This is a genomic window from Leifsonia sp. NPDC058194, assembly GCF_042883605.1.
Taxonomy (GTDB): domain Bacteria; phylum Actinomycetota; class Actinomycetes; order Actinomycetales; family Microbacteriaceae; genus Leifsonia.
This window is the reverse complement of sequence record NZ_JBHVVL010000003.1, coordinates 438549-455683: the sequence shown is the minus strand read 5'-3', so window position 1 is coordinate 455683 and position 17135 is coordinate 438549. Positions and strand designations below refer to the sequence as shown.

Annotated in this window: 14 protein-coding genes; 7 read left to right on the top strand and 7 right to left on the bottom strand. The window is 67.4% G+C overall.

Going from position 1 to position 17135, the window contains the following annotated elements; translation table 11 throughout:
- Positions 1-111 precede the first annotated feature (111 nt).
- Together ACFVU2_RS14365 and ACFVU2_RS14360 are read right to left on the bottom strand one after the other, a co-directional pair.
- A complete protein-coding gene (locus tag ACFVU2_RS14365) occupies positions 112-840 on the bottom strand; it encodes an ABC transporter ATP-binding protein (protein WP_387875497.1) in 729 nt (242 codons plus the stop codon).
- Positions 837-1673, bottom strand: a complete 837-nt coding sequence (locus tag ACFVU2_RS14360) for an ABC transporter permease (protein ID WP_387875495.1) — start codon at positions 1671-1673, stop codon at positions 837-839. The genes ACFVU2_RS14365 and ACFVU2_RS14360 overlap by 4 nt, the downstream gene beginning before the upstream one ends.
- Positions 1674-1743: 70 nt before the next feature.
- Here ACFVU2_RS14360 and ACFVU2_RS14355 point away from each other — a divergent pair, with 70 nt between their 5' ends.
- Both ACFVU2_RS14355 and ACFVU2_RS14350 read left to right on the top strand, forming a co-directional pair.
- Positions 1744-2619 (top strand): glycosyltransferase family 2 protein, encoded by an 876-nt coding sequence (locus tag ACFVU2_RS14355; protein WP_387875493.1) that lies wholly within the window; start codon positions 1744-1746, stop codon positions 2617-2619.
- A gap of 37 nt (positions 2620-2656) precedes the next feature.
- The gene (locus ACFVU2_RS14350; protein ID WP_387875491.1) at positions 2657-3919 is read left to right on the top strand and encodes a glycosyltransferase family 4 protein; all 1263 of its coding nucleotides are present in this window, start codon (positions 2657-2659) and stop codon (positions 3917-3919) included.
- A gap of 6 nt (positions 3920-3925) precedes the next feature.
- Here the strand turns inward: ACFVU2_RS14350 and ACFVU2_RS14345 are convergent, their stop codons facing one another.
- On the bottom strand, positions 3926-5293 hold the full coding sequence (locus tag ACFVU2_RS14345) for a glycosyltransferase (RefSeq protein WP_387875488.1): 1368 nt from the start codon (positions 5291-5293) through the stop codon (positions 3926-3928).
- A gap of 117 nt (positions 5294-5410) precedes the next feature.
- On the opposite strand from ACFVU2_RS14345, the gene ACFVU2_RS14340 reads away from it, so the two are divergent.
- Genes ACFVU2_RS14340 through ACFVU2_RS14320 form a run of 5 tightly spaced genes read left to right on the top strand, consistent with a single transcriptional unit; the run spans position 5411 to position 13401 of the window.
- Entirely contained in the window at positions 5411-7897 is a 2487-nt protein-coding gene (locus ACFVU2_RS14340; protein ID WP_387875485.1) for a glycosyltransferase, read from the top strand.
- Between the two features lie 7 nt (positions 7898-7904).
- On the top strand, positions 7905-9191 hold the full coding sequence (locus tag ACFVU2_RS14335; protein ID WP_387875483.1) for an acyltransferase family protein: 1287 nt from the start codon (positions 7905-7907) through the stop codon (positions 9189-9191).
- 46 nt (positions 9192-9237) lie between these two features.
- A complete protein-coding gene (locus ACFVU2_RS14330) occupies positions 9238-10317 on the top strand; it encodes an NAD-dependent epimerase/dehydratase family protein (RefSeq protein ID WP_387875481.1) in 1080 nt (359 codons plus the stop codon).
- Complete coding sequence (locus tag ACFVU2_RS14325) at positions 10301-11575, top strand: hypothetical protein (protein WP_387875478.1); 1275 nt, start codon at positions 10301-10303, stop codon at positions 11573-11575. Before ACFVU2_RS14330 ends, ACFVU2_RS14325 begins: the two co-directional genes overlap by 17 nt.
- Positions 11576-11622: 47 nt before the next feature.
- On the top strand, positions 11623-13401 hold the full coding sequence (locus tag ACFVU2_RS14320) for a hypothetical protein (protein ID WP_387875475.1): 1779 nt from the start codon (positions 11623-11625) through the stop codon (positions 13399-13401).
- Here ACFVU2_RS14320 and ACFVU2_RS14315 read toward each other — a convergent pair.
- The 4 genes from ACFVU2_RS14315 to ACFVU2_RS14300 are packed head-to-tail and all read right to left on the bottom strand — an operon-like array spanning position 13350 to position 17018.
- A complete protein-coding gene (locus ACFVU2_RS14315) occupies positions 13350-14960 on the bottom strand; it encodes a DUF2142 domain-containing protein (RefSeq protein WP_387875473.1) in 1611 nt (536 codons plus the stop codon). The genes ACFVU2_RS14320 and ACFVU2_RS14315 overlap by 52 nt on opposite strands.
- Before the next feature lie 56 nt (positions 14961-15016).
- The gene (locus tag ACFVU2_RS14310) at positions 15017-15388 is read right to left on the bottom strand and encodes a DUF2304 domain-containing protein (protein ID WP_387875471.1); all 372 of its coding nucleotides are present in this window, start codon (positions 15386-15388) and stop codon (positions 15017-15019) included.
- Positions 15385-16122: a glycosyltransferase family 2 protein gene (locus ACFVU2_RS14305; RefSeq protein ID WP_387875468.1), complete on the bottom strand. Its 738-nt coding sequence runs from the start codon at positions 16120-16122 to the stop codon at positions 15385-15387. The genes ACFVU2_RS14310 and ACFVU2_RS14305 overlap by 4 nt, the downstream gene beginning before the upstream one ends.
- 11 nt (positions 16123-16133) lie before the next feature.
- On the bottom strand, positions 16134-17018 hold the full coding sequence (locus ACFVU2_RS14300) for a glycosyltransferase family 2 protein (protein WP_387875465.1): 885 nt from the start codon (positions 17016-17018) through the stop codon (positions 16134-16136).
- Between the last annotated feature and the right edge of the window lie 117 nt (positions 17019-17135).

Genomic DNA, 17135 nt, shown 5'->3' with positions numbered 1-17135 from the left:
AACGTGTGAATGCAGCCCATGCTAGGACGAACGCCAACATCCAGCTAGAACGCACCGCCGACGTCTTCGAACTCCGGTATGCACCCCGTTGGGGGGCGGCGACCCCGTCGCTCAGAAGGAGGACTTGTAGGCCGCGACGGTCGATTCGGTGTCGCCTACGGCTCGGAGCGTCCCGTTCTGGAGCCATGCGGCCCGGTCGCACATCCGTTCGACGGTGTCGAGGGAATGGCTCACGAGGATGACGGTCTTCCCCTCGGAACGGAGGTCCTCGAACTTCTGCTGGCACTTCTTCTGGAAATCGGCGTCGCCGACCGAGAGGACCTCGTCGACGACGAGGATCTCAGGCTCCACGCTGATCGCGACCGAGAATCCCAGACGGACATACATGCCGGACGAGTAGTTCTTCACGGGCTGGTCGATGAAGTGCTCGACCCCGGAGAACGCGACGATCTCGTCGAACTTGCGGTCGATCTCCTTGCGTCCCATGCCGAGGATCGAGCCGTTGAGATAGATGTTCTCGCGTCCGGACAGCTCGGGATGGAATCCGGATCCGACCTCGAGCATGGCTGCGAGCTTGCCGTGCGCGGTGATGCTCCCGGTCTCGGGGTAGAGGATCTTCGCCAAACACTTCAGGAGCGTGGACTTGCCCGACCCGTTGCTCCCGATCAGTCCGAACGTGGACCCGGCGGGAACCTCGAAGGAGACATCCTGAAGCGCCCAGAAGTCTTCGTGCACGGATACCCGGCGTCGCATGACGGCGGACTTCAGGCTCTGGTTTCGTTCGTGATAGAGCCGGAACTTCTTGCTGACGTTCGACACGTCCACGGCGATGTCGGTCACAGGAGCTCTGCCAATCTCTTCTCCTTGCGGGAGAAGACCCAGGCGCCGCCGACGAGGGCGACGAGTGCCCACACGATGCAGGCGATCACATCGGGGAGCATCGGCCAGGTGTTGTCGTACAGCAGTGTTCGGAAGACTCCGACGAAGTGGAGCATGGGATTCAGTTCATAGATGTCGAGGATCGTTATCGGGGTGCCGAAGATTCCGCCGATGCGGTCCGACTGACCGGCCACGAGGGAAACCGGGTAGACAATGGGGGTCAGATACATCCAGATCTGAAGGATGATACCCAGCAGGTACTGCGTGTCGCGGAAATACACGTTGGCGATCGACAGCAGCAGGCCGACGCCGGTGGCGAAGACCGCCAGCACCACCATCATCAGGATGACGAACGGCAGCCACGGCCAGACGAATCCTCCGACGACCAGGATCGCGACGACCAGGATGATCATCTCGAATCCCCAGTTGTAGGCGACGGAGAAGACCGAGGAGACCGGCAGCACGAGACGGGGGAAGTAGACCTTGGTGATCAGCCCGGCGTTGCTGACGAGCGAGCCCATCCCCGCGTTGACCGCGTTGGCGAAGAACGTCCACGGGAGGAGACCGCACAGCAGCCAGACCGCGTAGAAGTCGAGTCCACTCGGGTCGCCCTTGGCCGGCTGGACCTTGAACACGAACGAGAACACGAACGTGTAGACCAGCATCGACGCCAAGGGGCTGATCAGGGACCACAGCCGGCCGAAGATCGTACGCTTGTACTGTCCTCTGACCTCTCGGAGCACGAGGTTCGACAGGAGTTCTCGCGCGCCGAGGACTTCTCTGATGTAACTCATCCACCCTCGTTCTGACACTGGCCGACATGGCCGAAAGACACTCCAGCTTACAACTAGGATTGATCAGATCATGACCGAGTCCGAGCCAGGCGCATTGAGCCACGTCGCCGTCGTGACGGTCAGCTTTCACTCAGAGTCCGTCTTGCCGGCCTTCCTCGCAGGACTCGCGGAGGCGCAGGCGGCCGGAGCCCGCGTGATCGTCGCCGACAACGCGGCCGAGTCCGGCTCCACCATCGAGCGGATGGCGACGGCGGCCGGGGCCGAGTACCGGCCGCTGGACGCCAATCGCGGCTACGGCGGAGCTGTCAACGAGGTTGCCGCGTCCCTCCCCTCGGAGATCGAGTGGATCCTCGTCAGTAACCCGGATGTGGTGCTCGAGCCGGACGCGGTCTCGAGGCTGGTGTCCACCGGCAACGAGGCCGACGAGGTCGGCAGCGTCGGTCCCACCGTCCTCACCGCCGAGGGCGAGGTGTATCCGTCCGCGCGGGACGTGCCCTCCATCCGCATCGGGGTGGGGCACGCCCTCTTCGCCAACCTTTGGCCGGAGAACCCGTGGACTCGCCGTTATCAGCGTTCCTCAGAATCGGGAGTACGGCGCGATGCGGGCTGGCTCTCCGGGTCGTGCGTCCTCGTTCGCCGCACAGCTTTCGACGGCGTGGCCGGATTCGACACCGGATTCTTCATGTATTTCGAGGATGTTGACCTGGGATACCGTCTCGGCAAGGCCGGGTACCGCAACGTCTATCAGCCGGCCGCCGTCGTGACCCATACAGGCGCGCACTCTACGCGCTCCAACCAGGCTGCGATGGTCGCGGCCCATCACGACAGTGCGCGGCGGTTCCTCCGTAAGAAGTACAGTGGATGGCAGCTGGCCCCGGTCCGCTGGGTCTTGGGGGTGGGCCTCGCCGCCCGATCATGGCTCGCCGAGCGCAGAGCGGACACCTGATCGCCGCGCTCGCCACCGGAATTCGAGGAGACGAGCAATGACGCTTCCATTCGACGGCACCACCGTCCTGATCGGCCAAGCCTCCCTGTTCGACATCGCGGGCTCGGAGGTCGTCACCTACGAGCTGGCCCGGCACTTCTCCCGGAACGGCGCCTCGGTCCTGGTCGTCGTGTTCGGGGCGTCCGACGAGTGGCGTGCCCGTCTCACGGAGCTGCCTCGCGTGGACATGATGCGGTACGACGACCCGGAGCTGTCCGCCCGGATCGCCGACGAGCGTCCCGACCTCGCCTGGATCCACCACGGTGTGATCCCGGAAGCGCTCCTTCGCGACCCGGGCGACACACGGTTCGTGTTCCACCACATGTCGGCCTACCAGTTCCAGGAGTTCCCGCACTCGCCGATCGTGGAGGCCGCCCTGGCGTCGGCGATCGTGTTCCCGGCCCCGGAGTCGCGTGATGCGCACCTCGCCAGCGGGCTCTACGAGGGGGTCGAGCCGTCGCTGCTGACCGTGCTCGGGAATCCCGCGCCGGACGACTTCGCCCGCGTCGCCCCCGACGGGCCGGCGCGGCTGCGGCGGATCCTGCTGGTCTCCAACCACCCGCCGCAGGAGCTCCAGGAGGCGCTCGACCAGCTCTCCGCGCGCGGCGTCGAGGTGGTCCGCTTCGGCGGCTCCCCGACCGATCCCGCGCCGAAGCGACTCGTGACGCCGGCGGACATCCATGGTGTGGACGCGGTCGTCTCCATCGGCAAGACGGTCCAGTACTCCCTCGTCGCCGGAGTGCCGGCCTTCGTGTACGACCACTTCGGCGGCCCCGGCTGGCTCACGCCGGAGGCCTTCGACGCCGCGCGGGAGACCAACTTCTCCGGCCGCGGCTTCTCCTCGCGGGAGGCGGGAGAGCTCGCCGACGAGCTCGTCGAGGGATTCGACGCGGCGGCGGACGCGGCCACCGCGCTCCGTGAGCGGTACGGGGACGAGTTCCTGCTGAGCTCCGCCGTGGCCCGGATCATGGAGGCACCGGCCGTCCAGCACCAGTCCATCGATCAGCGGGAACTCGCGGCGGCGGTCCTCCGGTCCGAGCTGATGAACGGACTCGTCAACGCCGTCGAGGCGCGGACGCTCAGCGTGAAGGACCTGACGACACGGGTCGGTCTGCTCGAGGCGCAGAAGGCCGAGCTCGAGCAGACGCTCGGCTCGCGCGACGCCGAGATCGCCCACATCCGCAGCACCCCGGGGTTCGAGGCCGCGCGGAAGGTGTTCGACACCGCCAGCCGGGCGAAGCGGCGCATCACGCGCAGCTGAGCGCGGTCAGCGTCGGCGCAGGCGCTGGATCGCGTCCTTCGCGGAGCGGATCGGCTTGGTCATCCGCCAGGACGTGCTCGACTCGATGCCGTCGATCCGCGTGCGCAGGTCGTTGACGATCCTGTTCCGCGGCGTCTCGAGCGTGAGCGGGGAGTCCGGCGCGGGGTGGGGGTCGACGACGAAGTCGAGCAGCGGCTCGAGCACCTTCCGCCAGCGCATCGTCTCCGCGAACTCCCGGATGTTGGCCTGCGCCTCGGCGTGCGCGGACTCGTCGTAGAGGAGCGCTTCCAGCGCGTCGGCGAGAGCATCCGCGTCGGTGGGCGGCACTACCCGTCCGAGACCGTGCTCCTGGACCAGCGCCGCGAACGTGTCGCCGCCGGTGGTGACGATGGGCAGCGTCGCCCACAGATAGTCCAGGATCCGCGTGCGGAAGCTGAAGGCCGTCTCCAGGTGGTCGAAATGCGTGCTCGCGCCGAGGTCGGCGTCGAGGAGGAAGTCAGCGCGCTCCTCGTAGGGCACCCAGTCGTCGTGGAAGAACACGAAGCGATCGGTGAGGCCGCGCTCTCCGGCGAGATCGCGGGCCCGTGTCACCATCTCCATCTTCGGCACGTGCCGGTTGGGGTGGCCGGCGCCGAGGAAGAACAGGCGCACGTCGGGGTGCGTGGCGCTGAGTTTCTCCACGGCCTCGATGAGGGTGATCGGATCGAACCAGTTGTAGATGCCGCCGCCCCAGAGGATGACCTTGTCCGTCGGGGCGATGCCGGGGACGGTACCCTTGATCCCGTGGGAGCGCTGGAGAGGCGCGGCGTCCTGGAGGCCGAACGGCACGACGGAGAGGAGCCGGCGGAGGCTGGCGTCGTCGCCGTAGGTCAGCGGATTGATCCGGAAGGTCGCCGCGAGCTGGCCGAGCCAGAAGTCCCGCTGCTTCTCCGAGGCGCACATCATGAAGTCGGCGCGCTCGATCTGGTCGTTGAGGACCTCGGCGGTCTCGAGGATCGCCTTCAGGCGGCGCTCCTCGGGCATTCCGACGGTCTGCTCCAGCTGCTCCAAGTGCATCGGATCGTAGATGTCGGCGACGATGATCTTCGCGTGCCGCTTGATCCACGGGTAACTGGAGAGCGTGTGACCCTGGAACACAAGCACGTCGGACCAGGCGACGAGCTCCCGCAGGCTCTTCTCGTCGGTGAAGGAGACCGGGAAGTCGTCCGACTCCAGATCGGCGGCCACGGTCGAGACCAGGCGCACCTCGGCGACCGTGTGGATGGCCTTCGCCATCTCCCATGCGCGGATCGCGGGACCCGCCATCCGCTTGCCGAGCGAATCGGGGGTGACGACCAAGACTTTTGTGCGCTTCCGCGCATCCACATCTGACACTTGAGTTCCGTATTCTCGTTCGAAGAAGTCCGCTAGGGACAGTAGCACGCGCGTCTCGGGCGCGGCTCTACCGGCTTTGCTAGAATCGTCGCCATTGCCCGCAATGAAAAGGATGCAATGACAGCGAGGAAACCTGGCGTCGTCTCGGTAGTGCTGGTGAACTTCCGGGGGACGGAGGACACGCTCCAGGCGCTCCGCCATCTGCGGGAGATCGACTGGCCCGCCGAACGTCTCGAGATCGTGGTCGTCGAGAACGGATCGGGGGACGACAGTCTCGAGCGACTCCGCGCCGACGCCGACCCCGGGGTCGTGATCGTCGAGTCGCAGGAGAACCTGGGATTCGCCGGCGGCTGCAACCTGGGAGTCGCGCGCAGCAGCGGCGAGTTCGTCGCGTTCCTCAACAACGACGCGCGCCCCGACACCGCCTGGATCAAGGCGGCCGTCGCCCGTTTCGGTGAGAACGCGCGCATCGGCGCGATCGCGAGCAAGGTCCTCGACTGGGAGGGCGAGAAGGTCGACTACATCGACGCTGCCCTCACCTGGTTCGGGATGGGCTACAAGCCGCTCACCGCCGAGCCGGCGCCCGCCGAAGACGGCCGGGCCCACGACGTGCTCTTCGGCACGGGGTCGGCGATGTTCGTCCGGCGCGACGTGTTCGACGCCCTGGGCGGCTTCGACGAGGCGTACTTCATGTTCTTCGAGGACGTCGACCTGGGCTGGCGGCTCAACCTCGCCGGGTGGCGCTACGTCTACGAGCCCGGCTCGGTCGCATTCCACAAGCACCACGCGTCGATGGGGGGATTCGGGGCCTACAAGGAGGATTACCTCCTCGAGCGCAACGCCCTCTACACCCAGTACAAGAACCTGGGCGACGAGATGCTCGGCACCACGCTGCAGGCCACGATGGCCCTCAGCGTGCGCCGCGGCATCGAGAAGGGCGGCGTCGACACGACCGTCTTCGACCTCCGCTCCGGCGACGACGACTCGGCCGAGAAGGCGGACGTGCCGAAGGTCGCGCTGTCGAGCCTCTACGCGATCGACCAGTTCGTGTCCCGCCTCCCCGAGCTGCGCGCCCAGCGCGAGGAGATCCAGGCCACGCGGGTCGTCTCCGACGCCCAGATCTGGCGCCTGTTCGGGCAGAACGACGCTCCGTCGTTCACCACCGACCGCTACCTCGAGGGCTACGAGTCCCTCGTCGAGTCCTTCGACGTGCTCGACGGGCCCGTCGGCACGAAGGTCCTGGTGATCACCGGCGATCCGCTCGGACAGCGGATGGCCGGACCGGCGATCCGCGCCTGGAACATCGCCGAGGCGCTCTCCGCCACGCACTCGGTCACCCTGGTCTCCCTCGAGGGGGTCGGCGACATCACCGCGCCCTTCGACCTGGCCCACGTCCGGCCGGGCGACGACCGCGCGATGAAGGCCATGGAGCAGTGGGCGGACGTCATCGTCTTCCAAGGGCTCGCGATGGCACTCTTCGAATCCATCCGGACGTCGTCGAAGATCATCGTCGCCGACATCTACGACCCTATGCACCTCGAGCAGCTCGAGCAGGCCAGGCAGCTCCCAGAAGCGCAGTGGAAGCGGCAGGTGGCGGACGCCACGGAGGTCCTCAACGAGCAGCTCGCCCGCGCCGACTTCTTCCTCTGCGCGTCCGAGAGGCAGAAGCACTTCTACCTCGGTCAGCTGGCCGGACTCGGCCGGGTCAACCCCGCCACCTACGAGGGGGACCCCGACCTCGACGGACTCCTCGCGGTCGTGCCGTTCGGTCTCGCGAGCGAGCCGCCTGTCCACGTGAAGCCGGTGCTGCGGGGCGTCCGCGACGGCTTCGGCGACGAGGAGAAGATCCTCATCTGGAGCGGGGGCCTGTACAACTGGTTCGACCCGCAGACGCTCATCAGGGCCGTCGCCGTCGTCGCCGAGAATCATCCCCAGGTCCGGCTGTTCTTCCAGGGGGTGAAGCATCCCCACCCGGGAGTGCCCGAGATGGAGATCGTGGCGGAGTCCCGTCGCCTCGCGAAGGAGCTCGGCGTGCTCGACAGCATCGTCGTCTTCAACGACACGTGGGTCGATTTCGCCGATCGCCAGAACTACCTGCTCGAGGCGGACGCGGGCGTCAGCACGCACCACGCCCACATCGAGACGACCTTCTCCTTCCGCACGAGGATCCTCGACTACCTGTGGGCGGAGCTCCCGATGGTCGTCACCGAGGGCGACCACTTCGCCGACCTGGTCCGGGCGGAATCGCTCGGGATCGCCGTGCCCGCCGGAGACGTCCCCGCTCTGGCGGAGGCGCTGGAGCGGGTGCTCTTCGACGACGCGTTCCGGCGCAAGGCGGTCCGCAACCTCAAGCGCGTCCGGCAGTCCTACACGTGGGAGTCGGTGCTCGAGCCGCTGGTCGCGTTCGTCGACGCCCCGCACCATGCCGCCGACCTCGTCGCCGACGGAACCTTCCAGCCGGGCTTCGTCCCCTCCGCGCGACCCGCGCGGCGGAAGAAGCACGGACTCCGCCACGACGCCGAACTGGTCGTGCACTATCTCCGGAACGGCGGCCCCCAGGTCGTCGTCCGCAAGGTCCAGAACCGGCTGCGCCGGAAGAAGTAGGCGACTCATGGCAATCAGCACCCCGGAACGCGAAGAGGACGGGCTCGTCCCGTCCTCCGCGCCCACGACCACGGTCACGTCCGACCCGGGCACTCCGGGGCGCCCGGCGCGCGCGCTGGCGTCGACGCGCGGCTGGCTGCGCTCTGCCGCCGCCGCGGTCCCGCTGAACGAGGGGCTGAGCGGTCGCCACAACGCCCTCGGCCTCATCCGCATCATCCTGGCCGCCGCGGTCATCGTCTCGCACGGGTTCCCCCTCAGCGGCCGTGGCGAGGACCCGGTCCAGCGCTGGAGCGAGAACCAGCAGAACCTCGGCGGGTTCGCCGTCATCGGGTTCTTCGCAATTAGCGGCTACCTGATCACCAAGTCGGGCACCCGGAACGACATCCTGCAGTACATGTGGGCGCGGATCCTCCGGATCTTCCCCGCGTTCCTGGCGGTGCTGGTCCTCTCCGCCTTCGTGATCGGCCCGGTCTTCTGGCTCGCCGAGGGGCGCAGCCTCCAGGAGTACTTCACCGCCTATCCGGCGGGGCCGCTGCAGTACATCACCGGTAACTGGCAGCTGACCATCCACCAGTGGGGCATCAACGACATCTTCGCGCAGACCCCGTACGGACAGGCGGTCGGCGGCGGCAGCGTGTTCAACGGGTCGCTGTGGACGCTCACGTACGAGTGGACCTGCTACCTCATCATCGGCGCCTTCGTGCTCTTCGGCGTGCTCAAGCGGTTCCGCATACTTCTGCCGCTGCTGACGCTCGTCCTGCTCGGGATGCAGATGGCGCGCTTCTCCGGAGCGGGCTTCAACAGCATCGTTCCCTACCTCGGCGACCAGTTCTTGGTGAACCTCGGCTTGATCTTCATGATCGGCGGAACCTTCGCGCTGTACGCCGACAAGATCGTGCTGGATTGGCGGCTTTTCCTCTTCTGCAGTGCGATCAGCGTCTTCACTGCGTTCAAGGGCGGCTTCCAGGTCGTCGGATTCCCCGCGTTCGCATACGTGCTGTTCTGGCTCGCCGCCAAACTGCCGGACGCGTTCAAACGGCTCTTCGCGAAGAACGACTACTCGTACGGCCTGTACGTGTGGGGATTCCTCGTCCAGCAGATGGTGGCGCAGCTCGGCTGGTACCGGTTCGGGTACGTCCCGTACACCCTGATCTGCCTGGTGATCGCCGGAGCCTTCGCCTGGGCGAGCTGGCACGGCGTCGAGAAACACGCTCTCGCGATCAAGAGCTGGGGACCTGGACGAGGACTGCGGTACTGGTGGTCTCGTGTGCGGCGCACCGCGCCCGCCGCATGAGCCGCCGCCTCGCTTACATCCCCCGCATCTCGGAAGCAGGTTCACGATGAGCAACTCGAGCGGAGATGTCCTGGTCACCGGTGGAGCCGGTTTCATCGGCTCCGCGCTGTCTCAGCGATTCGCGGGAGAAGCCGGGCGGTGGGTGGTCCTCGACAACCTCCACCCTCAGGTCCACGCCGATTCGGGCCGGCCGGCGAGCCTGCACCCGGACGCGGAGCTGGTCGTCGGCGATGTGACCGACGCGGCCGTCTGGGATTCGCTCCTGAACGATTTCCGTCCCGACGTCATCATCCACCTGGCCGCGGAGACGGGGACCGCCCAATCGCTCGAGGCGGCGAGTCGCCATGCAGAGGTGAACGTCACGGGGACGACGCGAATGCTGGATGCGCTCGGTCGTGCCGATGCGATCCCAACCCGGATCGTACTGAGCAGCAGCCGGGCCGTCTACGGCGAAGGGCGCTGGCAGCGGGAGAGCGGAGAGACCTTCTATCCGGGCCAGCGCTCGCACGCACAGTTCGAAGCCGGCGAGTGGGACTTCCGTGACGCGAGACCGCTGCCGTCCAGCGCGGGAACGACGACACCCGCGCCGACGAGCGTCTACGGCGCGACGAAACTCGCACAGGAGAACATCCTGACGGCGTGGGCGGGAGCGAAGGAGGCCGAGGTCTCGGTGCTGCGCCTGCAGAACGTCTATGGGCCCGGCCAGTCATTGATCAACTCGTACACCGGAATCGTCTCCCTCTTCTCACAGCTCGCAGAGGCGGGCCGGAGCATACCCGTCTACGAAGACGGCGCGATCACCCGCGATTTCGTCTTGATCGACGACGTCGTCTCGGCCTTCGCCGCCGTTCTCGGAGCCCCGGGCTCTGTCGTGGATCGTGCCGTCTTCGACGTCGGCTCGGGCACGGCGACGACAGTCCTGGAGCTTGCGACGGTGATCGCGGCGTACCACGGCGCGCCCGAGCCGCACATCACCGGGCAGTTCCGCGACGGGGACGTCCGCAGCGCATCGTGCGACATCGGGTCCACGGTCGAGAGGCTGGGTTGGCGGCCGGTCAACGGGCTTTCCGAGGGCGTGGCCCTGTTGCAGGACTGGATGGCGGGGCAGAGTGACCGCATCCGCTGACGGGCCGCCCCCCGCCGCACCGGCGAAAGCCTCACCCCGATTCGGTGGCGCATCGGCGATCCTCATCGCCACCGTCATCGCAGGTGGGCTCACCTACCTCCTCCAGGCCGTCGTCCTCGCTGCGCTCTCCGACGTCGAGTACCTGCAATACAGCATCGTGTGGTCCGTGCTGTATCTGGTCGTCGGTGCTCTGGCGGGCATCCAGCAGGAAGTCTCGCGGGCGACCGTGGTGGTCGCCCCTGGTGCCCCGCACCCCCGCGGCTCGGTGACGGGGAGGTTCGCGGCGACGGCTGCCGTCGTCGCCTTCGTCGTGTTCGTCGTGGCCGGGCTGTTCTGGGCTCCCGACACGATCCGCACGGATCCGGTCCTGATCGTCGTCCTGGTGGGTGCCGGGGCGGCATCATATGTTTTCGTCGCCGCCTTGAGCGGCACCCTCTACGGGCTCCATCGCTGGATCGTGCTCGCGTGGATGATCACCATCGACGCGGCCCTGCGAGCGATCTTCGTCGCGGTCGGTGCCTGGACCGGCTCCTCGCTCCTCGTCCTGGTCGTCGCGATGGTCCTGCCCTTCCCTCTCTCGATCGCCGCGACCTGGCTGATCGTGCGGTCCAGCATCCGAGGACGCACCCGACTGGACGTCGGATTCCGTGGACTGGCATGGAACGCATCGCGGACCGTCGTGGGTTCGGCTGCGACCGCCATCATGGTCAGCGGCTTTCCGTTCCTCCTCGGCGTGACGTCGCCGGGACAGCCGGTCGCTGCTGCCGCGGTCATCGCGGTCGTCACATTGACCCGCGCACCGCTCGTCATACCCGTTCTCGCGATGCAGAGCTTTCTCGTCGTCTACTTCCGAGACAATTCGGCGCGTCTAGGACGCACGCTCGTCACGATCCTCGGCGGGGTGGCGATCGTCACCGCGATCGCCGCCCTTCTTGCCTGGTGGATCGGGCCGGAGGTGCTGCACTGGTTCGGCAAGGACTTCCCGATCAGCGCGTGGGAGATCGCGTTGATCGTCGCCTCGGCCGGTGCGACCGCCGCGCTGTGCGTCACCGGGCCGGCGACGCTCGCCCGGAACGACCATGTCGGGTTCACGACGGGATGGGTGATCGCTGCGCTCCTTGTCGTCGGGGCTTTGCTGCTCCCGCTGGACCCGGCGGTCAAGAGCGCGGTGGCGCTCTGCGTCGGGCCCCTGGTGGGTCTCGCGACCCACCTGTTCTTCCTTGGCAGGAACCGGGGTCGGCGGCCCGCTGCCGTATGAGTGCGTTCTGGCGCGCGAGATGGTCGTCGGTCCTCTTCGCGGTGCTCGTGGTGGCATCCGCCGGCTGTGTCGCCGTCGGGTGGCCGATCTGGTTCCATCTGATCCTCTGCGCGGTTCCCGTCTTCCTCGCACTGCGCGGGCGTGTCGGATGGACGCTGGCGTTCGCCGTGACGGTGACCGGCCTCTTCGCAGTGGTCCAGCTCTCGCTCGTCCTCGCGGCACGAGTGCATTCCGGGATCCTCGTCACCGTCGTGGTGGCCGCGACCAGCGCGGCGGTGTGGGCATGCCTGGCTCCGCAGGCGCATTCCCCTGTCTCCCGCACTCCGGTTCCTCCGCGCATCGTCTGGCTGGGCGCGCTCCTGGGGCCCCTGACCTGGTTCCTTGCGCTCGGCGTCGGCAGCCTCCTCACCGGCGGCCCCCGTATCGCGTGGACGATGCGGGGGGACTCCGCGAACAACCTCCTCATTGCGCGCGACCTGGTCACGGCCGGAGGCATCCCGACCGGCGCCGACGGGAACCCCGCGCCATTGGCCCCTGCATTGCTGGCACTCGGTCTCGTGTCGGGCCGGCGCGGGGGGACCGGGTCCTTGCTCCAGGCAGACATCGGCTCCTTCGCTCTGGTCTGGTTGCTGGTCATCGCACTCACGTGCTTCGTGGCCGGGATCGTGGCTGCGAGCCTCGCGGTCGGCGGTCCGATCTTCGTCTCGATCGTCGCGGCTGCCGCCTCGTTGCTCCCCTTGTCGTGGTTCGTCAGTGGGTACCAGATCGAGTTCGGGTTCTTCAATGCGGACATCGTGATCGTGATCGCGCTTCTGTCCTGGCTCGCCTACGTTCGGTTCGCCGACAGCCCGGCTACAGCTCTGACGACTCTCTTCGTGAGCGGGACGGTGATGCTCGGGTGTTGGGGCCCGCTCGCCGTCGTGCCCGCCGTGTTCGCCCTGGCGCTCGTTCTCACCCGCTGGTCTGTCATCAAGCGGATGCGCGGGGCTGCTCTGACCGTGGTGGCGCTGTCTCTTCTGCAACTCATCGGGTACTCCGTTTTCGTGGCCATTCCACCCGCGCTCGCGTCCGGCAAGGCGCTCACCGCCGCCGGTGCCATCTACGTCTTCGAACCGTTCGTCCCTCTCGTCGTGGTGACGGTGTCGGTCGTTCTCGCGATCGTGCGGATGCTCCTGCTCCGAGACGGGAGAGGATCGAGCGTGCTTCTTCTCGCGCTCGGCCTCGCGGTCAGCCTCGGTGCACTGCTGTTCCTCAACCGTCACGGCGCGAATCCGTGGACCTACTATCCGGTCAAGTGTCTGTGGCTGGGCACGGTCGTCCTGTTGATCGTCACGGTGGGGCTGGTGGCCGGGCTGTTGGGCGGGGTCTCCCGCCGATGGCTGCGCGCGGTCGCGTCCGCCGCGGTCGTGGTCCTCGCCGTCGGCTTCCTGTCGTCGACGCAGACAGTGCCGACGTATCGAGCGTCGTCGGCCGTCGCTCACGCGCTGGCAGACGAGGAGCCGTTCATCGACGACGCGCGCCTTGCCGCGATCTCCCAGTCATTGGACGGCGGCGGCCCCATCGCCTATTGGCGCTCGGGGCTGCCGGGGGAGAAGTACCTGAACTTCTGGCTGCTGCAGATGCACGCGGGACTGTCGCAGGAATCGTTCCCGATCCGTGTCGCCGCGTACGGCCTCGGGCCTTCCGACACGGCGAGCCTCTGTGGACTGGCGGAGGTCCTCGGTCCGGGTCTCCGTGTGCGTACCGCCGACGCCGGGCTCGCCGGAGAAATCGGTCAGACCTGTCCGTCCGCCGCAATCGAGATCTCGGTGGTACCCGTTCGCTGACTCGGTCGGGTGACGGGATCCTTTATTCCGTCGCGCGATCGTCCACGGGTATGGAAAGGTCCCGCGGTCGTTTCGTCCCAGCACGCGACGATCCCCACGACTACTGCGGTGGCCGCGAAGGCGAGCGCTGCGAGCGCGATGAGGCCGATCGACCCGCCGAGTGGCTCCCAGAGAGGGTGGCGGAAGAACTGCACCCAGCTCGCATCGTAGCCAGCACCGTATCGCTTCAGGGCGACGGCGAATGATGCGACCTGCCCCACCCACCACCCCGTCGCGACGGTGGCCACGAGCACCCTGCCGCGAGAGCGAGGCGGCGGCAGCATCGCCGACACGAGCATGACCAGGCACACGAACAGTGGAAGCGCGTAGCGCCCCTGCCAGATGTACCCGCCCTTCGTGACATAAAGGCCGGCAACCACCGCCGGAAGCGCGACGAACACGCACATCCCGACGATGGCCAGCACACGGCGACGACGCCGGAGGGCGATGAGGGAGGCAGCCGCCCCCGCCCCGATGAATGCCGACCAGAGGAAGAACACGATGAACGGAGCGGGCGTGTCGAGCCAGCCGAACAGCGCAACCATCTCACGGCCGTAGTCGAACGTATTTCCGACCGTCACCAGGAAGCCGGCGAGCGGGCTTGTCCCGACACCGGGGTACGTGGCGGTCCCGTCCGGGGAAGGGAGCGAGCCGCTGTAGAGGGTCCACCCGACGGCGAGGACCGCGCCTGCGACGACGACGCCGATGGCGACGAGTACCGAGCGGGTGCGCAACACCTGCCGGATGCGCACCGGCCGCGCGACGAACAGGCAGGAGATGAGCACGACGGCCAGCCACAGCGGAGAGAGCCCCCGGGCGTTGGCCGCCACGAAGCCGGAGACCGCGAGCACTGTCGCCGCCGTTCCGGGGTGGGCCCGGTCGGGATGAAGCACGAGCGTCAGCGCCGCGACGAACGCGGCCAGCATGGTCGTGACCTCCAATGCGTTCGGATTCACCATCCCGCTCAGGAAGAGCAGGGTCGGAGTCGAGGCGACGAGCAAGCCGAGCATCGGCACGAGACGACGGCGCCAACCGGCGATCAGCATGACACTCGCCGCCACGAATACCGACACGAGGATGCCGCTCACGATGCGCATCGCATAGAGTGCGGCCGGTCCGTCGAGTAGGAGACTGGGCCATCCGACGAGGGCGTAGTAGAGGGGGTCGTACCGGTTGGCGGAGGTGTCTGCCGCCACCAAGCCGTGCGGCGGCCGCGGCGCGCTCGTCTGGCACGAAGCCGGCTTGTTGTCGTCGAAAGCAGTGCAGGTCAGGGCGTGGGTGTTCGCGACCACACCCGGCACCTCCACTCTGCCCGGCTGTCCGGCCGGACCGGTGGCGAGGATGTCGCCTCGTGCGACGGATGCCGCCCTGATGAAATGCGCGGGCTCATCGGGAGAAGCGGCGAGCGGCGTACCGATCGCCCAGATCGTCGCGATCAGGGATGTCAGAGCCCACGCGATGAGGAAGGTGGGTAGACGCCGGATGCGTCTGGCTCGGATCGTGTCTTCGGGTCTCGGCACGGGGAAAGAGTACCCGCAAAGGCTGCTCATACCCCGTTCACAGGGTGCGCGTCGGCCTAGTCGGAGGCCTTGTGCTCCATCCGGCCTTCCAATTCGCGGACCCGCAACTCCAGAAGCGCTACGTCTTCCGCGAGCACTCGCGTCTTGTTCTCCAGGCGGGTCGCTTCCGCGCTCTGCTGCAGTGAAACGAGGAAGAGAGCGATGATGCTCACGAAGAAGACGAGGTTGATGGGGATGGCGATGCCCACGAGCCCCGCGAGCCAGACCAGGACAGAGGGGAAGACGGCGATGATCAGGACGAGCACGCCGAACACCAGCCACCAGACGATGTGGCGCTCCCGCAGCCTGCGCCTGCGAAGGAGCTCGATCACCGTCACGAGCGTGAGGGAGGCCGCCACGATCCCGAAGATGTAACTCGCGGTGCTCATACGGGTACCGCCTCGTCGGAGATCACGACACGCGGTCGGAGAAGGGAGATCGTGAGCGCCAGGCCGGCTCGTCCGAGGTAGATCGCGGACTTGAACGGGTTGTGCGACGGCGTTCCCGCGGAGCGCTCGCGCATCGCGACCGGAACCTGGCGGATGATGCAGCCGGCCCGTGCAGCGATCACCAGCGACTCGACCGTGTCGCCGAGGTACTCGGCCGGGTAGTGGCGAGCGAAGAGCTCGACTGCTCGGCGGCCGCTGGCCCGGAAGCCGCTCGTGGTGTCGGTGAGAGTGGTCTTCGCGAGCCTGCTGAGAACACTCGAAAGAACGACCATTGCCCAGTGGCGGGGGCCGCGGACCCGGTATGTCCCGACCCCGGCGAACCGTGCCCCGAGGACGAGGTCGGCGGTCTCGAGCTGGGTGAGCAGCGCCGGAAGGTCGCCGGGGTCGTGCTGACCGTCGGCGTCGACCTGGACCACGTTGCGGAAGCCGTTGGCCAGCGCGAATCGGAATCCCGCGCGCATGGCGCCGCCGACCCCGAGGTTGAAGGGCAGCTGCAGGACCAGGGCGCCTTCGCGACGGGCCACGAGAGCGGTCCTGTCGATCGAGCCGTCGTCCACCACGAGCACGGCGATGCCGGGCAGCTTCTCCTGGACCTCGCGGATGATGGCTGTGATCGCCTCTTCCTCGTTGAGGGCCGGCATCACGATGAGCGTGTCGGCATAGGGGGAGCTCATGACATCCGATCCTATCGACCGAAGACGTGTCGAAGCAGCGACCGCCGGCCGTCGGCGTTCTTGGCACGCAGCGCTGCGGGGATCTCGGTGGCGGCGCTGAGCCGCGACGACCAGTGCCGGCGAGCAGCTCCGGCGGCGCGTCGCCAGCCCAGTGCTCGACAGCGCCGGTCGAACTCCTGGAAGAGCTCACGCTCCTGGGCGAACTTGGAACCGTCCGGGCCCGTCACCGCCGAGACCGACGTCGCGTGTCGCCGGTAGGCGAACACGACTTCGTCGTCGAGGACCAGCGTCCCGCCGTCGAGCGTGATGTCCAGGAGCATGGCAAGGTCCTGCACCACGTCGAGGTCGAGCCGGAACAGGTGGGTGCGAAGCGCCTCCGTCTTCCACACGAGCGACGGGAAGTAGGTCCAGTTGCCGCCGAGAAGGCTGCGCGCAAGTCTTTCGCCCCCATAACTGCGCGGACCGCTTCCGCTCGGGCGCAGCCACGACTTGACGCGATCACCGATCGGACGGTGCACGTGCCCATCCTCGTCGACGACCTCGACCCCGGGCTGGAGGATGTCGGCGTCGGGGAATCGATCGAGGAGTTCCGCGATCCGGCGGACGTAGCCCGGGCGCATCAAGTCGTCGCAGCCCATGATGACGACGTGCGATGTGCGCGCCAGAGAGACGCACTTGCGGTAGTTGCGGCTCGGGCGCAGGTTCTGCTCGTTGCGGATGTACTCCACGCGGGGATCGCCGAGGGACTGCGCCCATTTGCCCGGTGCGAGGTCCGGATAGACATCGTCGACGATGACGAGACGCCAGTCCGGGTCGTCCTGTGCGAGGACGCTCTCGACGGCCGCCTTGAAATGGTCGAACCGCCCATAGAACGGCATCATGATGTCCAGCGTCACCCCGGTACGGTAGCAAGGTCGCCCCGCCAGCACGAATCCGCGTGGATCGCCGGGAGGAGCGGCGCCGACCGCTTCGACTATGCTGGCTGGTGTTTTGGCGCGATGCGCACGCGCTCA